14 protein-coding genes are annotated in these 17395 nt (G+C 66.9%); 4 read left to right on the top strand and 10 right to left on the bottom strand.

The genetic code is table 11. From position 1 onward, the window contains the following. Positions 1-122: 122 nt before the first annotated feature. A complete protein-coding gene (mgtE, locus tag ACFWCF_RS12125; RefSeq protein WP_378561487.1) occupies positions 123-1439 on the top strand; it encodes a magnesium transporter in 1317 nt (438 codons plus the stop codon). A gap of 17 nt (positions 1440-1456) precedes the next feature. Here mgtE and ACFWCF_RS12120 read toward each other — a convergent pair whose 3' ends face one another. From ACFWCF_RS12120 to ACFWCF_RS12110, 3 genes are read right to left on the bottom strand one after another with little or no spacing between them, the layout of a single operon-like run. Continuing rightward, on the bottom strand, positions 1457-2065 hold the full coding sequence (locus ACFWCF_RS12120) for an allophanate hydrolase subunit 1 (RefSeq protein WP_378561301.1): 609 nt from the start codon (positions 2063-2065) through the stop codon (positions 1457-1459). 9 nt (positions 2066-2074) lie between these two features. Beyond that, positions 2075-2833 (bottom strand): LamB/YcsF family protein, encoded by a 759-nt coding sequence (locus ACFWCF_RS12115; protein ID WP_378561298.1) that lies wholly within the window; start codon positions 2831-2833, stop codon positions 2075-2077. 10 nt (positions 2834-2843) lie between these two features. Continuing rightward, positions 2844-4319 (bottom strand): MDR family MFS transporter, encoded by a 1476-nt coding sequence (locus ACFWCF_RS12110; RefSeq protein WP_378561295.1) that lies wholly within the window; start codon positions 4317-4319, stop codon positions 2844-2846. A gap of 198 nt (positions 4320-4517) precedes the next feature. Here ACFWCF_RS12110 and ACFWCF_RS12105 point away from each other — a divergent pair, with 198 nt between their 5' ends. Then, positions 4518-5189 carry a TetR family transcriptional regulator gene (locus ACFWCF_RS12105; protein WP_378561292.1) on the top strand — a complete coding sequence of 224 codons (672 nt, stop codon included), beginning with the start codon at positions 4518-4520 and terminating at the stop codon, positions 5187-5189. An 80-nt stretch (positions 5190-5269) separates the two neighbouring features. On the opposite strand, the gene ACFWCF_RS12100 is transcribed toward ACFWCF_RS12105, so the two are convergent. From ACFWCF_RS12100 to ACFWCF_RS12080, 5 genes are all read right to left on the bottom strand, one after another. Continuing rightward, positions 5270-6865: a GMC oxidoreductase gene (locus ACFWCF_RS12100; RefSeq protein WP_378561289.1), complete on the bottom strand. Its 1596-nt coding sequence runs from the start codon at positions 6863-6865 to the stop codon at positions 5270-5272. Positions 6866-6947: 82 nt separating this feature from the next. Continuing rightward, on the bottom strand, positions 6948-7496 hold the full coding sequence (locus tag ACFWCF_RS12095; RefSeq protein WP_378561285.1) for a TetR/AcrR family transcriptional regulator: 549 nt from the start codon (positions 7494-7496) through the stop codon (positions 6948-6950). A gap of 28 nt (positions 7497-7524) precedes the next feature. Next, entirely contained in the window at positions 7525-8412 is an 888-nt protein-coding gene (locus ACFWCF_RS12090) for a metal ABC transporter permease (protein ID WP_378489080.1), read from the bottom strand. After that, complete coding sequence (locus ACFWCF_RS12085; RefSeq protein WP_378561282.1) at positions 8409-9275, bottom strand: metal ABC transporter ATP-binding protein; 867 nt, start codon at positions 9273-9275, stop codon at positions 8409-8411. The genes ACFWCF_RS12090 and ACFWCF_RS12085 overlap by 4 nt, the downstream gene beginning before the upstream one ends. A gap of 46 nt (positions 9276-9321) precedes the next feature. Next, positions 9322-10368, bottom strand: a complete 1047-nt coding sequence (locus tag ACFWCF_RS12080) for a metal ABC transporter solute-binding protein, Zn/Mn family (RefSeq protein WP_378561279.1) — start codon at positions 10366-10368, stop codon at positions 9322-9324. A gap of 153 nt (positions 10369-10521) precedes the next feature. Between ACFWCF_RS12080 and ACFWCF_RS12075 the strand changes: the two genes are divergently transcribed. After that, positions 10522-11631, top strand: coding sequence for a LacI family DNA-binding transcriptional regulator (locus ACFWCF_RS12075; RefSeq protein ID WP_378561276.1), 1110 nt, complete (start codon positions 10522-10524; stop codon positions 11629-11631). 3 nt (positions 11632-11634) lie between these two features. On the opposite strand, the gene otsB is transcribed toward ACFWCF_RS12075, so the two are convergent. Continuing rightward, positions 11635-14193: a trehalose-phosphatase gene (gene otsB / locus ACFWCF_RS12070; RefSeq protein WP_378561273.1), complete on the bottom strand. Its 2559-nt coding sequence runs from the start codon at positions 14191-14193 to the stop codon at positions 11635-11637. A gap of 106 nt (positions 14194-14299) precedes the next feature. Further along, entirely contained in the window at positions 14300-14977 is a 678-nt protein-coding gene (gene kstR, locus ACFWCF_RS12065) for a cholesterol catabolism transcriptional regulator KstR (RefSeq protein ID WP_378489075.1), read from the bottom strand. A gap of 91 nt (positions 14978-15068) precedes the next feature. Here kstR and ACFWCF_RS12060 point away from each other — a divergent pair, with 91 nt between their 5' ends. Then, positions 15069-17225 (top strand): acyl-CoA dehydrogenase, encoded by a 2157-nt coding sequence (locus tag ACFWCF_RS12060; RefSeq protein WP_378561270.1) that lies wholly within the window; start codon positions 15069-15071, stop codon positions 17223-17225. Positions 17226-17395 lie beyond the last annotated feature (170 nt).

The raw sequence follows: 17395 nt of genomic DNA, 5'->3' as shown, positions 1-17395 counted from the left end.
AGCACAGTTCGGTGGGCGCACCCGGAGCACGTTAGGTTGGAGTGCCGCAGTTCGAGGGAGACGTGATGAGCCGAGACGATCAGATCACCCGTGTCGAGGCGACCCGTGTCGAGTCGACCCGGATGGTCGAGCGTGCATTGGGCGACGGCGATCTGGCCGCGGCGCACGCTGCGGTTGCCGACCTGAGCGTGGAACTGCTCGTCGACGTGCTCGAGAGGCTGAACAAGACCGACCGCGCAGTGCTCTACCGGTTGCTTCCCAAGGACGAGGCGATGGAGGTGTTCGAGCAGCTGGATCCGAGTCTGCAGAGCGCTCTCGTCGGGGGTCTGCAGGACGATCAGGTCGCCTCGATCTTCGCCGATCTCGAGCCCGACGATCGAGTCGAGCTGCTCGACGAGTTGCCTGCCACCGTTGCCGCGAAGCTCGTGCGCGGTCTTCCGTACGACGAACGTGAGATGACGGCAGCGATCCTCGGCTACCCGCAGGGCGCGCTGGGGCGGCGTATGAGCCCGGAGTTCGTTTCGTTGCGCCTCGACATGCCGATCGACCGAGCGCTCGCGATCGTCCGAAGCCGCCTCCACGATGCGGAGACGGTCTACACACTGCCGGTCGTCGACAGGAACCGGATCCTCGTGGGCGTGGTGGGGTTGCGAGAGTTGATGGGCGCGCCGGCGGACAGCGTCATCGGTGACATCATGAACGAGCCGTACTTCGCGCGGGCCACCGACGAAGCGGAGGAAGCGGCCCGTCGCTGTGCCGAGCTGAAATTGCTGGCGCTGATCGTCGTGGACAGCGAGACACGGCTGGTAGGGATCCTCACCGTCGACGACGCGTTGCGCATCCTGGAATCGGCCGAGAGCGAGGACCAGGCCCGCATCGGTGGCACCGAGCCGCTGAGACAGCCGTATCTTGCTACTCCCGTGGGGCAACTGGTGCGCTCACGGGTCGTGTGGCTGTTGGTGCTGGCAGTGGGCGCGACGCTGACCGTGCAGGTGCTCGAGGTGTTCGAGTCGACCCTGGAGCAGGCCGTGACGTTGGCGTTGTTCGTGCCGTTGTTGATCGGCACCGGCGGCAACACCGGGAACCAGGCGGCGACCACCGTTACGCGTGCTTTGGCCCTCGACGACGTGAGTCCCCGCGACATCGGTCGTGTCGTCGCCCGTGAGAGCCGGGTGGGGCTCTCACTCGGGGTACTGCTCGGAACAGTGGCGTTCGTGCTCGCGACTCTCGTCTACGACATGTCGGTGGGAGCGGTGATCGGATTGACGCTGCTCACCGTGTGCACGCTCGCGGCCACCGTCGGTGGGGTCATGCCGTTGGCGGCCAAGGCGATTCGTGCAGATCCCGCGGTCTTCTCCAATCCGTTCATCACCACGTTCGTCGACGCGACGGGCCTGGTGGTGTACTTCCTGATAGCGAAGGCCGTACTGGGAATCTGACGAGGCGGATCGGCGCCTCAGAGGGGTTCGAATCGCACCGTGGCGCCGGGCCGCAACAGTGCAGGTGGGGTCCGGTCCGGTTGCCACAGCACCTGTTCCGTGGTGCCGATCAGCTGCCAGCCACCGGGGGAACTTCTCGGATAGATGCCGGAGAACTCGCCGGCCAACCCGACCGCACCCCCGGGCACCGAGGTGCGCGGGGAGTCGCGTCGCGGCACGTGCAAGCGGCTGTCGCCGCCCGTGAGATACGCGAAGCCGGGGGCGAACCCGCCGAACGCCACCGTCCAGAACTGGCCGGTGTGTGCCGCGATCACTCCGCTGACACCCAGTCCGGACAGTTCCCCGACCTCCTCGAGATCGGGGCCGTCGTACCGGACTTCGATCACCACTTCCGTACCCGCGGCGGGGTCCGCACGCATCGGCGGTGTCTCGACGAGCCAGCGGCGTACGTCGTCGGCGTGGGCCGTCTCGGCGTCGAAGCAGACCAGGAGTGTGCGGGCGGCGGGAATCAGGTCGACGACACCGTACATGCGCACCGCATCGAGTGCCCGGAAATGCGCGAGCACGTCGTCGAGAGAATCGAACTCCGCGAGTATCGCGGAGTCGCCGTTGGGTAGGAGTCTCACGCGCGAAACCTAGACGAATGCGCGGATGTCGATGTTTTCGGCGTCCAGCAGCGTCCGGACGGCCACGGCCATGGCGGTGGCGTCGGGAGAGTCGCCGTGGATGCATACGGATTTCGCGTCCACCCGTACGTCGGTGCCGTCGATTGCCGTGACCACACCCTCGGTGACCATGCGCAACACACGCTGGGCCACGACGTCCGGGTGGTGCAACACGGCACCTGGTTCGCGTCGTGACACCAGGGTGCCCTCGGGTGTGTATGCGCGGTCGGCGAACGCCTCGGTCACCACGACCAGTCCCGCGCGCTCGGCCTCCTCGAGGAACACCGATCCGGGAAGGCCGAGAACAGGCAGGGAGGCGTTGTACGAGCGGATCGCCTCCACCACGGCGCGGGCCTGCTCGCGGTGGTGCACGATCGCGTTGTACAGGGCGCCGTGCGGTTTGACGTAACTGACCGCCGAACCTGCCGCACGAGCGAGACCGTCGAGGGCGCCGATCTGATAGATGACCTCGGCGGTGAGTTCGGCGGGCTCGACGTCGATGAATCGTCGACCGAATCCCGTCAGATCGTGATACCCCACCTGTGCACCGATGCGCACGGAATGATCTGCAGCGCCCCTGCAGGTTTCGAGCAGCGTCGACGGATCGCCCGCGTGGAACCCGCACGCGATGTTGGCGCTCGTCACGAGTGAGAGCATGGTCTCGTCGTCGCCGAGGCGCCACTGCCCGTAGCTTTCGCCCAGGTCGCTGTTCAGGTCGATGCGGGTCACGTGCCCAATTCTAGGCTGCCGAGGCGTCGGGGGAATCGCCGCCGGAAGCGACGGACACGAGCCGTTCGGTTTCTGTCGGGCGGATCATCGTCGCGGTGAGAATGGCGATCAGGCAGAGCACTCCCGAGATCGCGAACGACCATCGGGCCCCTGTCATCTCCGCGGCCGGTCCCACCTCGGATGCCTTCGAACCGCCGAAGGTCATCGCCGCTACCAGCAGTGCTGTACCGGCGGCCCCGGCCAACTGTTGGAAGGTATTCATGATCGCCGCCCCGTGGCCGTAGAGGCTGTGCGGAAGCGATGAGAGCGAGGTGGTCAGCAGCGCCGTCAGTACGAATGCCATGCCGGCTCCGTACGTCGTGCTGAAGAGCATCACGTACCAGATGGGCGTGTCGGCGGAGATGAATGCCAGAGCGAACATCGAGACGGCAAGGACGACTGTCGCGGGGATCACGAGCGGTCGCGGGCCCACACGATCGAAGGCGCGCCCGACGAACGGTGCAAGCACTGCCTGTATCAGGCCGGACGGCAAGAGCAGCAGGCCCACCGCCAGTGGGCTCATTCCCAGTCCCTGCTGCAGCACCATGGACAGGAGAACCACGGAGCCGAGGAGTAGACCGAAGCTGATTGCGACCGTGATGAGGGAGAGCCGGAACGTTGGTACCGACAGCGGGCGGAGATCCAGCAGCGCGGCATCATGCTTTTGTAGTGCGCGCTGGCGGGATACGAACAGCGCGAGTCCGAGGACACCCACGGCAAGGGCGATCACGGCGGGTGCCCAGGTTCCGGTCAGAGCTGCTTCCGCGCATGAGATCACGTACACGATTCCGCCGAAACCGAACGCGGACAACGCAACTGATGTGAGATCGAAAGGGGCGCGGCGGGATTCGCCGCCCTTGGTGAGGAGGGCGGCGCCTACCACCAGCGTCACGGTCGCGATCGCGATCATCATCCAGAAGATCCATCGCCAGCCGAGCCAGGCGAGGATGGCGCCTGAAAGCGCAGGGCCGATGGCCGGTGCGCAGGCGATGCCGATGGTGTTCATGCCCATGACGGCGCCGCGTCGGGCGGGTGGGACTGTTCTGAGGGTGGTGGTCATGAGCAAAGGCATGATGATCGCAGTGCCGCCGGCCTGGATCGCGCGGGCGACGAGCATCGTCGGGAAGTTCTGAGCCGCCCCTGCCAAAAGGGAGCCGACGAGGAACAACGCGAGCGCGGTCATAAAAAGGTCGCGAACGGAAAAGCGTTGCAGGAGGAAGCCGGTGGCCGGAATGACTACGGCCATGGTCAGCATGAAGCCGGTGGAGAGCCATTGGATTGCTGTGGCGTCCACGCTGAAATCGATCATGAGTTGCGGCAGTGCCACCGCCAAGACCGTTTCGTTGAGGATCATCACGAACGCTGAGGCGGCCAGAACGGCGATGGTGCCTGCTGCCCCGGGGGCAAGTTCGGGCCGGGTAGCGGCGGGTGAGGCCGTCGAGGTCAAAGGGATACCTGATTTCTGGGCGGGTGTGCTCGGAGAAAGACGACAAGCGATTGTGTCACATTGTGCCAACTTGTCGCATGTGGACAGATTGGATGATCTGTCGCACCGACCACCCGCCCACATGGCCGCAGGCGGGCGCGCTACCGCCTCGCCTCCCATGCCGATCGTGGCGTCGGTTGGATGCGGCAGGATGGATGCATGTCCGAATCCGTACCCGTCCGGGGGTTGCGCGAGCGCCGTCGCCGCGAGACCACAGCGCTGATTCATCAAGTTGCCGTCGACTGCGTGGAGAGAGACGGACTGGAGGCGACAACGGTGGCGCGGATCGCGGAGACGGCCGGTATCTCTTCTCGAACCTTCTTCCGCTATTTCCCTTCGAAGGAAGCCGCGATCCTGCCGGGGCAGATCGAACTCGGAGCCGCACTGCGCACTCTCACGGCGAACCAGGACGCAGGAACCGGCTGCGTCCTGGCCCCCGAGCAAGCAGTAGAGCACTTGGTGAAATACCTCGGCCGACTCATCCGTGACGACCCCATCGACCATCATGAGCACCGCCGTATCGGAGCGCTCCTGGAAGCAGAGCCGGAACTCCGAGCTCATGTCTCGAGCGAGGACGGCGAGCTGATCCGCTCAGCCACCGCTGCCCTTCGTGGCCTCGCCCCCGACTTCGACGAGGGCGAGGCGCGGCTTCACGCGGAACTGGCGTTCAGTGCCTGGCGCGCGGCGTGGTGGACTTGGGACAGGATCGGTTCCACGTCCGAGTACCCGACGCCACATTCTCGGTGGATATGGGCCCTGGAACGGCTGTGTCCGGCGGTTGCCACCATGGCCGCGGTCGTCGGTGCGAACGGAGTTGGGGCGAACGAGTAGGACGCGTACGGCCGGATGCCGTTGGCTCCCGGAAAGCTACCGGCGGGGGCGGGACGAACGTTGTGTGTGGTGCCCCAGGATCAGATCACGACGCCGACGTCCTTCGCGACGATGTTGTCGAGTGCGCGTTCGGCGACGGCGGCGATGGTCATCGACGGGTTGCACGCACCGGCGTGGCCCGGAAGCAGGGCGCCATCGAGTACGTACAGGCCGCGCTGGCCGTGTACTCGTCCGTCGAGGTCGCAGACTCCGCCCATGCTCGCCCCGCCGAGGGGGTGCCACGTGGACGGCATGATGGCATTGGTGTCGGTGGCGATGCCTGTGCTGCCCACGATCCTGCGCACCGTGGGATCGATGTGGCCGTTTTGAATCGCAACGTCGCCGTCCTTCGGCCAGTGCAGGATCGCGTCGTCTCTCGCGGAGTCGTAGACGAACGAACCTCGGCTGTCGCTGATGCCGTAGCCCACGAGCACGGTGCTACGAGAGTTGACGCCCATCGCCGGAATCGACGCTTGGATCACGGTGAAGGCGGCGTTCGGATCGTCCCAGTTCTTGCTGCCGTAGACGACCGGGCCGCCCTGCATGGCACCGAAGTCCTCGCGCATGTCGGTCCAGAGATAGATGCGATCTGCATTGCTGCCCCAGTTGCGTCCGAGATCGTCGGGGAGATCCGAGATCTGACCCTTCTGTGACGCCCGGACCAGCAGGCGGGTCGTGTTGACGCTGCCGGCGGCCAGGATGAGTGTGTCGGTGGTGAGGATCTTGTTCTCGAGGAGATTCCCCGAGGTGTCGATCCGGTCGACGTGCACGGTCCACCGGCCGTCGGAGGCACGTTCGATGTCCCTGACCTCGTGCTGGGTCTGCACGGTCACCAGACCCGTGGCCTCGGCAGCAGCGATGTAGGTGACATCGACGGAATGCTTGCCGCCGTTGTTGACACCGAGAGCACCGGAGCCGTCGGTGTACGAGGGGGCCATCTCACCGCGCAGCTCGGCGAGGGCGTAGTCCCAGTCGATCGGCATGGGAATCTTCTCGAGCGGCAGGCCGGCCTGCTTCACGCGGTCGGCGAAGATGCGCGCGGCGGCGTAGTTGGGGTGGGAGACGAGTTCGTCGGGGGCCGTCGCAAGCTGCAGCATCCGAGCGACCCGCGGGTAGTGGATGCGATTCATGGTGGCCCAGTCGAGCTCGGTCGGGAAGTGGGTGTTGAACACCTCTTCGCTGGGCTGCAAAGACATTCCCTGGTAGACCAGTGATCCACCGCCGACGCCCGCGGCACACAGGGCGGTCATGTTCTGTCCGACGACCGCCTCGACCAGCCCGGTGTGCGGCTCGACCATGACGGGCCTGCCGAAGAGTTCGGGTGCGGAGCGGAACCACAGCATGCGACCGTCGGGTGCGTCGACTCGCGGGAAGGTTGTCGAATTCGGCCCGGTAGGCCAGCGTTTTCCACGCTCGAGGATGGTGACGGGTACCCCGGCTTCGGCGAGGCGTAGTGCGCTCACGCCGCCGCCGAAGCCGGAACCGATGACGACGACGCGGTGTTCCTCGCGTGTCAGCGGAACCTTGTTCGTTCGGGCAGCGATGCCGGTGGACGCGTGTGCGGCCGATGCTCCCGCCAGTGCGGCGCCGACGGTGGCTGCCCCTGCGAGAAATGTGCGCCTGGTGATGCTCGACAAGATTTCGACCCCCCAAGAGTCCGCTCGACCCCGGCAGATGTCTCCGGGCCGCGTGCAAAACTAGACACAAGGGTTCTGAGTGTCAAGGTTTGGGCATCGCGGGGCCGAGCCATCTGGTGAGAAATCGCCGCAACTCGTCGTCCGAGTGCATCTCCGGATCGTCGAACAGAACCACCGACAACCCGAGGAAGAGCGCGATGTCGGCGATGTCGTCGATCCGGGGAGCGATCTGCGGGTACTTGTCGGTCAATGGTGCAAGCAGGTGATGGACGACCGGTTTCGCCCGGCTCACCATGCCCGTGTCGAAGAAGGGATGCTCGCGTCCCGAACGGTGCAATGCGGCGAGTACCGGATTGTCACGCACCGCCCCCCGGCCGGCGACGAGCAGTTCGACGACGTACTCGCACGGCGTGTCCGTTCCGGACAACCGGGTGCGGATATCGTCGAGTCCTCCCAGCGCCGCGCTCGCGACCGCTTGCGACACCAGATCTTCCCGGCTCCCGAATATCGAGTACACCGTCTGTCGGGAGACGCCGGCCGCCTTCGCAACGCCCGCGATGGTGACGGCGTCGAACCCGTCGCTCGTGATGAGCGCGAGCGTCGCGTCGAGAACTTTCGTACGGGAGCGCATCCGCTGATTGTCCCGCACCGAGTGGACGTCAGGAGGACGGTGCCAGAACCCGTCCCGCGCCCCGGCGACGTTGCACCGACCCGATCGTCCGGCACACGAGGTAGATGACGAAGGCGATCGTGGTGATGAAACTCGAGACCGGGACACCGGGTGCGAGCGCGAGCAGGATGCCACCGACCGCCGCGACCTCGGCGAAGATCACCGACAGGATCGTCGCCGCAAGCGGCCCGCGGGTCACCCGCGCCGCTGCGGCGGCAGGTGTGATGAGCAGCGCCATGACGAGGAGCGCACCGACGATCTGCACACCGAGCGCGGCGGTGATGCCGACGAGTACCGCGAAGACCATGGACAGTGCCCGCACCGGCACGCCACGTGCGGCGGCGACCTCGGGGTCGGTACTCGAGAACAGCAGCGGACGGTACATCAGGACCAGGGCACCGATCACCACGACCGCGCAGCCTGCGAGCAGTGAGATGCCGGTCCCGCCGGGTGCCACGATCTGACCGGTCAAGAGTGAGAACGCGGCGCCGGTGCGGCCGTCGTATGCCCACAGCAACAACACGGCGAGGCCGAGTCCGAAGGCCATGACGACGCCGATCACCGAGTCCCGTTCGCGGGCGCGGGTGCCGAGCAATCCGAACAGGATCGCCGCGACCACTGCGCCGACGACCGCACCGAGCCCGACGGAGACTCCGACCAGCAGTGCTGCGGCGGCGCCCGTGAGAGACAACTCGGAGGTGCCGTGCACCGAGAACGCCATCTGTCGGCTGATGATCAGCGGACCGATGACACCGGCGAGGAGGCCGAGGATGGCGCCCGAGATCAGCGCCTGTTGCACGAAGTCGTACTGCAGCAGGTCGGCGGTGGTCCGGAAGTCGAACAGCCGTCCCATGGCGTCCGTGAACTTGCTGCTCATGCGTGGTCCTCGTGATGGTGATGGTGGACGCCTTCGCCCGGGCGGAGCCCGCCCGCGCTGCCGAGCGCATCGATGGCGTCGCCGGTGCCGACCACGACGAGCCGACCGCGCATCTCGAGCACTTCGACCTCGGTGCGGTACAGCTCGGAGAGCACCTCGGAGGTCATCACCTCGCCGGGCGTGCCGATGCGGAACTGGCCGTCGACGAGATACAGCACCCGGTCGACGAGCGGAAGGATCGGATTGATCTCGTGGGTGACGAACAGGACGGCGGTGTCGTGGTCCTTGCGTCGCTGGTCGATGAGCGCCGAGACGAGATGCTGGTTGGCGAGGTCGAGGCTGAGCAGCGGTTCGTCGCACAGCAGGACCTGCGGATCGCCCACGAGTGCCTGCGCCACCCGGAGTCGTTGCTGCTCTCCGCCCGAAAGGTCACCGACCAGCGCGTTCGCGTACGACTGTGCGCCGACCTGAGCGATCGCGGCATCCACAGCGGCTTTGCGGCGCTTGAAATGCCGTATGCCTGTGCCCCAACGATGTCCGTCCACGCCGAGTCCGACGAGGTCGCGGCCGCGTAGCGGGACACCCACGTCGAGGGTCTTCTGCTGCGGCACGTATCCGACGTGGGGGCTGCCGGTGTGGACCGGTGTGCCCGCGATGGTGGCGGTGCCCGAGCTGAGCGGGAGCTGGCCGAGCAGCACCTTGAGCAGGGAGGTCTTTCCGGCACCGTTCGGCCCGAGTACCGCGATGAATTCTCCGGGGTGCACCGCGAGGTCGAGGTGGTCCCACAGGGTGCGTTCGCCGAACGCCAATCGGGCGCCGCTCAGTTCGACCGCGTGGGGATGGTCGGGAAAGGAAGATGTCACCGGGAGTCCGCGTTCTCGAGCTGTGGTCAGGGGCTGTGCGTGGGGGTCACGACGCAGAATCGAGTCCGGTGGCGAGCGACTCGGCGGTCCGGGTCTGCCACTGAATGTAGTCGAGGCCCTCGGGCAGGGTCTCGAAAACCTCGACGACGGGAATGCCCGAAGATTCGGCGGCGGAGCGCATCTCCCGGCTCACCTTGTCCTCGGTCTGCGGGTTGTAGAGAAGGACTCCGACCTTCTTGTCGAGCAGCAGCTGCCGGGTTTCGGCGATGCTCGCGGGCGAGGGGTCGGTGCCGTTCTCGATCGCGTTGGTGAAGTCGGTGGGGGTCACGTCGTCGAGACCGGCCGACAGCACGAGGTAGTGGCCGATGGTCTCGGTCTGCGCGATGGGTGCGTCGGCGTGGGTGTCTGCGATCCGGGTCGTCACGTCGGAGATGCCGTGCAGGCTCTCGTGGAAGGCGGCGGCGTTGTCGCGGTACACCTGCGCACCTTCCGGGTCGAGCTCGGAGAGTTGCTCGGCGACGGCGTGTGCGACGGCGTCGGCGGTCGCGAGGTCGTACCAGACGTGCTCGTTGACGCCGCTGTGATCGTGGCCCTCGTGACCGTCGCCTGCGTGGTCGTCGCCTGCGTGGTCGTGTGTGGCCTCGTCTTCTGCCGGTGCTTCGGCCGCGGGGGTATCCGTGCTCGCCCCGTGGTCGTGGCCGGCGTGCAGGTCGCTGTGTTCACCGGACTCGAACAGTGCGAATGCTTCGACGGTGGGGACCTCGCCGCCGATGGACTCGAGGATGTCGTCGACGAAGTGGTCGTATCCACCGCCGTTGTACACGACCAGCGACGCGTCGCTGATCGCCGCGGCATCGAGCGGGCTCGCCTCGTAGGAGTGCGGGTCGGCGCTCGGCTGTGAGATCAGCGATTCGACTTCGATCCGGTCTCCCGCGACCGCTTGGGCGATGGAGCCCCACACGTTCGTCGAGGCGACCACACGCAGTTCGCCGTCCGAACTCGGGCCGCCTGCCGTCTCTGAGCCGCATGCAGCGAGGACGGTGACGCACGACAGGGTGGCCGCAGCGAGCGCGGCGCGGGAGGACATACGCACAGTTGTTCTCTCCTGGGTCGGGGTGCGACACGGCGACGGTGAGGCCACCCTAACGCTATTGGAAACCGTTACCGTTCCACTTTAGCGGACGATTTCACGCATTCTGCCCAACCCGCTTGGTCGTGAGTATCGACACAGGACTACGGTCCGATCATGTCCAGGTCCCGTCAGCCGCGCCGACAGGCGACCCTGGCGTCGATCGCCGCCGAGCTGAAAATCTCCCGCACCACGGTCTCGAACGCGTACAACCGGCCGGATCAATTATCCACTGAGCTGCGCGAACGGGTCTTCGAGGTCGCGAAACGCCGCGGCTACGCCGGTCCCGATCCGATGGCTCGGTCGCTGCGCACCCGTAAGGCAGGGGCGGTCGGGGTGCTTCTCACTGAAGCCCTGAGCTACTCGTTCCGCGATCCCGCCGCGATGAGTTTTCTCTCAGGTCTGTCCGAAGCATGTGAAGCCGCCGGGCAAGGCCTGCTGCTCATTCCCGCGGGCCCCGGCCTCTCCGACGCCGATGCCGCGCAGGTCGTGCACCGCTCATCCGTCGACGGGTTCGTCGTCTATTCGGTGCCGCCCGAGGATCCCTATCTGGCGGCCGTGCTCGAGCGGCACTTGCCGATCGTCGCGTGCGACCAGCCGCGCGGTCTCGAGGTGGCCCCGGTCGTCGGAATCGACGACCGCAGCCCGATGCGTGATCTGGCCACCCATCTGATCGAGCTCGGTCACCGCGACTTCGGGATCGTCTGCATGCGGCTCGGTCGCGAACGGCACGACGGTGTCGTCGATTTCGCTACGCTCGGGGACGCCGGCTTCCACGTCCAACGCGAACGCATCCTCGGGGTCCGCGACGCCATGCGCGCCGCCGGGCTCGACGATTCCGCGCTCACCGTGGTCGAACGGTTCACCCACACCTCCGGCGACGGGCAGTCTGCCGCCGCACAGATCATGGGCGTCAACCCGCGTATCACCGCGCTGATGTGCACCACCGATGTGTTGGCGCTCGGTGCGCTCGCGTGGGCCGACCAAGCGGGCCTCGACGTCCCCGGTCACCTGTCGATCACCGGATTCGACGGCGTCGACGAGGCGCTGCGTGAAGGCTTGACGACGGTGAGCCAGCCCCAGAAGGACAAGGGACGCCGCGCGGGCGAACTGCTGTTGGCGTCGCCCGCGCACTCGGGCATACCCGAGCTCGAGATCCTCGACACCCGGCTCGTATTCGGCAAGACCTCGGGACCCGTCGAAAGCACCGGCTGGTACGCAGAGTAGTGCTCAGACGGGTTTCGCGGCCAGCAGCTGAGCGCAGCGCAGCAGCCCGATGTGGCTGTATGCCTGCGGGTGATTGCCCAGCGACCGCTCGGCGACCGGGTCGTACTCCTCACTGAGCAGGCCGGTCGGGCCGGCGGCAGCGACGAGCTGAGCGAACAGTGCCTCCGCGTCGTTGCGCTGCCCGACGAGCAGATACGCCTCGACGAGCCATGCCGCACACAGATGGAAGCCGCCCTCGATGCCCGGCAGTCCGTCCTCGTGGCGGTACCGGTACACCGTCGAACCACTCCGCAATTCCGCCTCGGTGGCCCGGACCGTCTCGCGGAACCGCTCGTCGGTGGGGTCGATCAATCCTGTCAGTCCGATGAACAGGGTTGCCGCGTCGAGATCGGTGCCGTCGTATGCGGCGGTGTAGGAACGGACGTCGTCGTTCCAGCCCTTCTCGAGAACTTCCTCCGCGATCTCGTCGCGGAGGGATTCCCATTCCTCACCGGCGGGTCGCGAGAACGTGGACGCGAGTGCGAGCGCGCGATCGACGGTGAGCCAGCCCATGACCTTCGAATACACATGGTGTCGCGGGTTGTCGCGGATCTCCCAGATGCCGTGATCCGGTTCGAACCAGCGACGTTCGACGGCCGTGACCATCGAGCAGACCAGCTCCCAGTCGCGATCCGTGAGCGCGGACGCGCGGTCGGCGCCGCGTGCGTCGCGCCGATGCGCAACCGCGGAGATCAGATTCACGATGGGGCCGAACACGTCGAGCTGGACCTGCTGATTGGCTGCGTTGCCGACGCGCACCGGTCGCGAACCCGCATATCCGGGAAGGGAATCGAGCACGGCCTCGGGGGGCAACGCGCCACCTGCGAGTGTGTACAGCGGATGCAGGCGCTCGGGTCCGGGCAGCGTCTCGAGGACCCCGTGAACCCAATCGAGGTAGTTCTCGGCCTCGGCGAGTGAGCCCACGTCCACGAGCGCGTGCGACGTCAGTGCCGCATCGCGTAGCCAGCAGTACCGGTAGTCCCAGTTGCGCACGCCGCCGATCTCCTCCGGCAGCGACGTGGTCGCTGCCGCGAGGATCGATCCGGTCGGTTCGTGGACGAGACCGCGCAATGTCAGCGCCGACCGCTTGGCGAGATCGGGCTTGAGTGTGGGGAGGTCGAGTTCCGCGGCCCACTGCCACCAGTATGCTTCCGCTTGTGCGCGACGTTCCACTTCGGAGATTGGATGTTCGTCGAGATCTTCTGTACCGCAACGCAATTCCAAAGTGATATCGCCCTCGGACGGGTCGACCACGGCATGAGCGGTGTGGTGGCCGCCGTCGCTGGTGATGTCCCAGCGCACACCCGGGGACCGCAGGACGTAGGGCTCGTTGAAGCCGTGCACGCGCAGGCCGTCGTCCTCGGCCTCGAGGATCACCTGGCCCTGACCGAATTCCGGTCGCGGTGCGAAGGTCACGACTGCCGTTGCGCGGCCGGCGATCACCCGCGTCAGGTCGGTGCGGCCGGCATCGACGTCGTGCGGCAGGTAATCGATCACCGCCAGACTCGCCCAGCGGGTCACGACGGTCATCGTCGAGTCGATGTAGCGCTGGCTCAGCGGAAGGGCCTCGCGCGTCGGGCCGATCGTGAAATGACCGGCGGCGTCGCCGCCGAGCAGATGGGCGAAGATCGCGGCTGCGTCCGGCTCCGGATGACACAACCAGGTGATGGTGCCGTCGGGCGTGACCAATGCCTTCGAGCGCGGGCTCGCGAGCATGGTGAGTCGTTCGATGGGTGCGGCGTGGGCGCCCGACAACCAGGTGCGTCGTTCCTCGAGGAGGAAGGCCAGCGCGGCCACCACGTCGTCGGATCGATTCACCCGGAACTCGGCGATCGTCTTGCCTTCGCCGACCTTGATGCCCACGTCGGGTCCGCGCAGGGACGCGAACGCTTTCTCGTCGGTGACGTCGTCGCCGAAGAACACTGCGGCGCTGCAGGATTCCTGGTGACGGATGATGTCGAGTGCGCTGCCCTTGTCGGTCGGGACGACCGACAGCTCGATGACGGACTTGCCTTCGGTGACCTGGATGCCGGGGCGCAGCGCGAGATCGCCGCGCACCGCCGCCAGCGCGTGCTCGGCATCCTCGGGCATAGCATTGCGCACGTGCAGAGCGGCGCTTGCGGGCTTCGCCTCCACCCCGACGCCGGGAAAGCGGTTCGCGATCGCCTCGAGCCCGATGACGATGTCGCGGAGCAGGCTCTTGGATTCGTCGTCGATGGCGTGGACGAATCCGACATCGAACTCGGAGCCGTGGCTTCCGACCAGCTTGACCTCCACGGGCAGACGCGAGAGCGCTGCCAGGTCCTTGAGTGCGCGTCCCGAGATCACCGCGGCGGAGGTCGCAGGGAGAACCGCGAGGTTGCGCAGGGCGCGAACCGCTTCGGCATGGGGATGAGCATTGTCCGGATCGGACACGATGGGCGACAATGTGCCGTCGTAGTCGCTCGCGACCAGAAGCCGGGGCACTCGTGCGACAGCAGCCAGGGCGCGGCGCAGCTCGATGGGAAGGTCTAGTGCGCTCACCTGTCCCAAGGTAGGCGAAAAAACCGATGCATCCACCCCGAGTGGAGCCAATCGTGAGGTGTTTCGCGTTACACCGTCGGATTGCGGGACGAACGAGCCGGTCGGCTCACGAATCGCCGAGCGACTCGGCACCGCCGGGCATGGAGTACAGCTCGCGCGGGGAATCGCCGAGCAGCAGGTCGACGGTCAGTTCGAGTCGGCGCGCGACGTCGGTGGCCGAGGAACGGCGGGTCAGCCATGCCACGAGGTTGGACAACCACACATCGCTGATGACGCGCGCGATCGCGAGTTCTTCCTCGGTGGGTTCGCCCTCGTTCATGGCCCGCGCGAAGAGCCGGTCCATCAGCTTGCCCACCTGGTCGACCTCGGCTGCAGCCGAGGCATCGGCGAACATGAATGCCCGGGTCATCGCCTCGGTGAGCAGCGGGTCGCGCTGCATGGCCTTGGTGATCAGGCCCAGGATCAGATGCATGCGTTCGAGCGGGCTGTGGCCGGGCGGGATCTTTCCTCTGCCTTCGATGCGGGCGAATTCGCGCCCGAGCGCCGAGACCAGCAGGTGCACCTTCGACGGGAAGTACCGGTACAGCGTGCCCACTGCGACGTCGGCGCGTTCTGCCACCGCACGCATCTGCACGGCCTCGTATCCGCCCTTGGACGCGAGCGTCAGGGTGGCGTCGAGGATCCGCTTGCGCCGTTCCTTCTGGGCGTTGGAACTGAGATCGTCCTCCGTGAGGGCGGTCAAAGTTCCGTTGCCATTGGAACGCGAGCGAGACGGGGGGGCCATAGATCGTTTCCTCACACCTTGACTCTGAACCGGTGTCATATTAGAACACGTTCTAGGTAATTGTGTCATCTCGAAAGGTCGGAGACCCGCTGTGAGTATTGCCATGACAGAGGAACAGCGGGCCGTTCAGGCTTCTGTTCAGGCCTGGTCACGAGCCGCCACGCCGATATCCAGGATACGTCGGCATCCCGACGACACCTGGCGTGAGGGATGGGCGTCGCTCGCCGAACTCGGGCTGTTCGGTGTCGCCGTCCCGGAAGAGGCCGGAGGGCTCGGTGCCACCGTGGTCGACCTGGCCGTCATGCTCGAGCAGGCGGCACACGAACTCGCCGCCGGCCCCGTCGTCACCACCGCCGTTGCTGCGCTCGTGTTCGGACGCGGCGGAGACGCGGCGGCGAAGACGGCCGCGCTCCTCGCGGAAGGCGCCCTGCCCACCGCCGTCGCACTCGACCCGGTCGCCGCTGAACCCACCGCCGACGGGGTCGTGATCACCGGAGAGGCCGGCGCGGTGATCGCGGCGGAGCCCGGTGTCGCAGTCCTCCTTCGGCTCGATACCGGCAGTGGAAGCGCGGGTGGGGAGGGCGTCGAACGGTGGGCGCTCGTAGACCCCGACGCCTCCGGCGTGCATCTGGACGCGCTCGACACGATCGACAAGTCGCGCCCGCTCGCGCGAGTGCGGTTCGACGGAACGGTTGTCCCCGCCGATCGGGTGGTGCAGGCTCCCGCCGGGTTCGTCCGTGATCTCACCGTGGCGCTCTCGGCCGCCGAACTCGCAGGCATCGCAGGCTGGGCACTGACCACTGCCGTCGAGTACGCCAAGATCCGTGAGCAGTTCGGAAAACCCATCGGCTCGTTCCAGGCCATCAAGCACCTGTGCGCGGAAATGCTGTGTCGTACAGAGAAGATCCGTGCCCTCGCCTGGGACGCAGCCGTCGCCGTCGACACGGATCCGGACGAGCTGCCCGTCGCGGCCGCCGTTGCCGCGGCAGTGTCGCTCGATGCTGCCGTGCAGACCACCAAGGATTCGATCCAGGTGCTCGGCGGTATCGGCTTCACCTGGGAACACGACGCGCACTTCTACCTGCGGCGTGCGGTCGCGACGCGGCAGTTGCTCGGTGGCTCCACCATGTGGCGCGCACGCCTGACAGAGCTCACCCGCGCGGGCGCACGCCGTCACCTCGGAATCGACCTGTCGGAGCACGTCGCCGATCGCGAACGCATTCGCGGTGAGATCGCAGCCATCGCGGCTCGTCCCCAATCCGAACACCGGGAGATGCTCGCCGAATCCGGTTGTCTCGCACCGCACTGGCCCGCTCCGTACGGGCGCGGCGCGGGACCTGCCGAACAGCTCCTCATCCAGGAAGAACTTGTGGCCGCAGGCATTTCGCGACCCGACCTGGTGATCGGAGCGTGGGCGGTGCCGACCGTTCTCGAACACGGAACAGCCGAGCAGATCGAACGTTTCGCGATGCCCACCCTCCGCGGCGACATCGTGTGGTGCCAGTTGTTCTCCGAGCCCGGCGCCGGATCGGACCTCGCGGCACTGCGCACCACCGCGGAGAAGGTCGACGGCGGCTGGACGCTGCAGGGACAGAAGGTGTGGACGTCGCTCGCGCACGAGGCGGACTGGGCCATCTGCCTGGCTCGCACCGACCGCGATGCTCCGAAGCACAAGGGCATCACCTACTTTCTCGTCGACATGAAATCCGCGGGCATCACCGTGGCGCCACTGCGGGAGATCACCGGCGACGCCCTGTTCAACGAGGTGTTCCTGGACTCGGTGTTCGTACCCGACGAGTGCGTCGTCGGTTCGCTCGGTGGCGGCTGGAAACTCGCACGGACCACCCTCGCGAACGAACGGGTCGCGATGGGGGGAAAGTCGTCGCTCGGCCCGGCCATCGAAGAGCTGCTCACCCTCGCCGCACCCGGCGACGCGGTGGCCGACGACCGGATCGGAACTCAGATCGGCGAGGCGCTCGTCGGCTCGCTGCTGGACCTGCGAACCACCCTCGCCCAGCTCGAGGGGCAGGACCCCGGTCCGGCGTCCAGCGTGCGGAAGCTGATCGGGGTGCGTCAGCGTCAGGACACCGCGGAGCTTGCGATGGATCTCGCGGGGGAGGCCGGATGGGTGGAGGGTCCGCTCACGCGCGAGTTCCTCAACCTCCGGTGCCTCACGATCGCGGGCGGAACCGAGCAGATCCTGCTCACCGTCGCGGCCGAACGCCTTCTCGGATTGCCTCGGAGCTGACCGGGGGCGAACCTGCCCGATCCCGAAGGGCGGGGCGAGCCCGTCGGTCCCGAAGGGCGGGGCGAGCCCGTCGGTCCCGAAGGGCGGGACGAGCCCGCCGTCGACTCCTTCAGGCATGCACGATACGAGCCGACGGCGGTTTCGCCGACACCGGAATGGTGCTACAACTA

The organism is Rhodococcus sp. NPDC060090, assembly GCF_042729855.1.
In the GTDB taxonomy this organism is placed as follows: Bacteria; Actinomycetota; Actinomycetes; order Mycobacteriales; family Mycobacteriaceae; genus Rhodococcus.
Note: the sequence above shows the minus strand (reverse complement) of the source record. Positions and strands in the feature narration are given on the sequence as shown.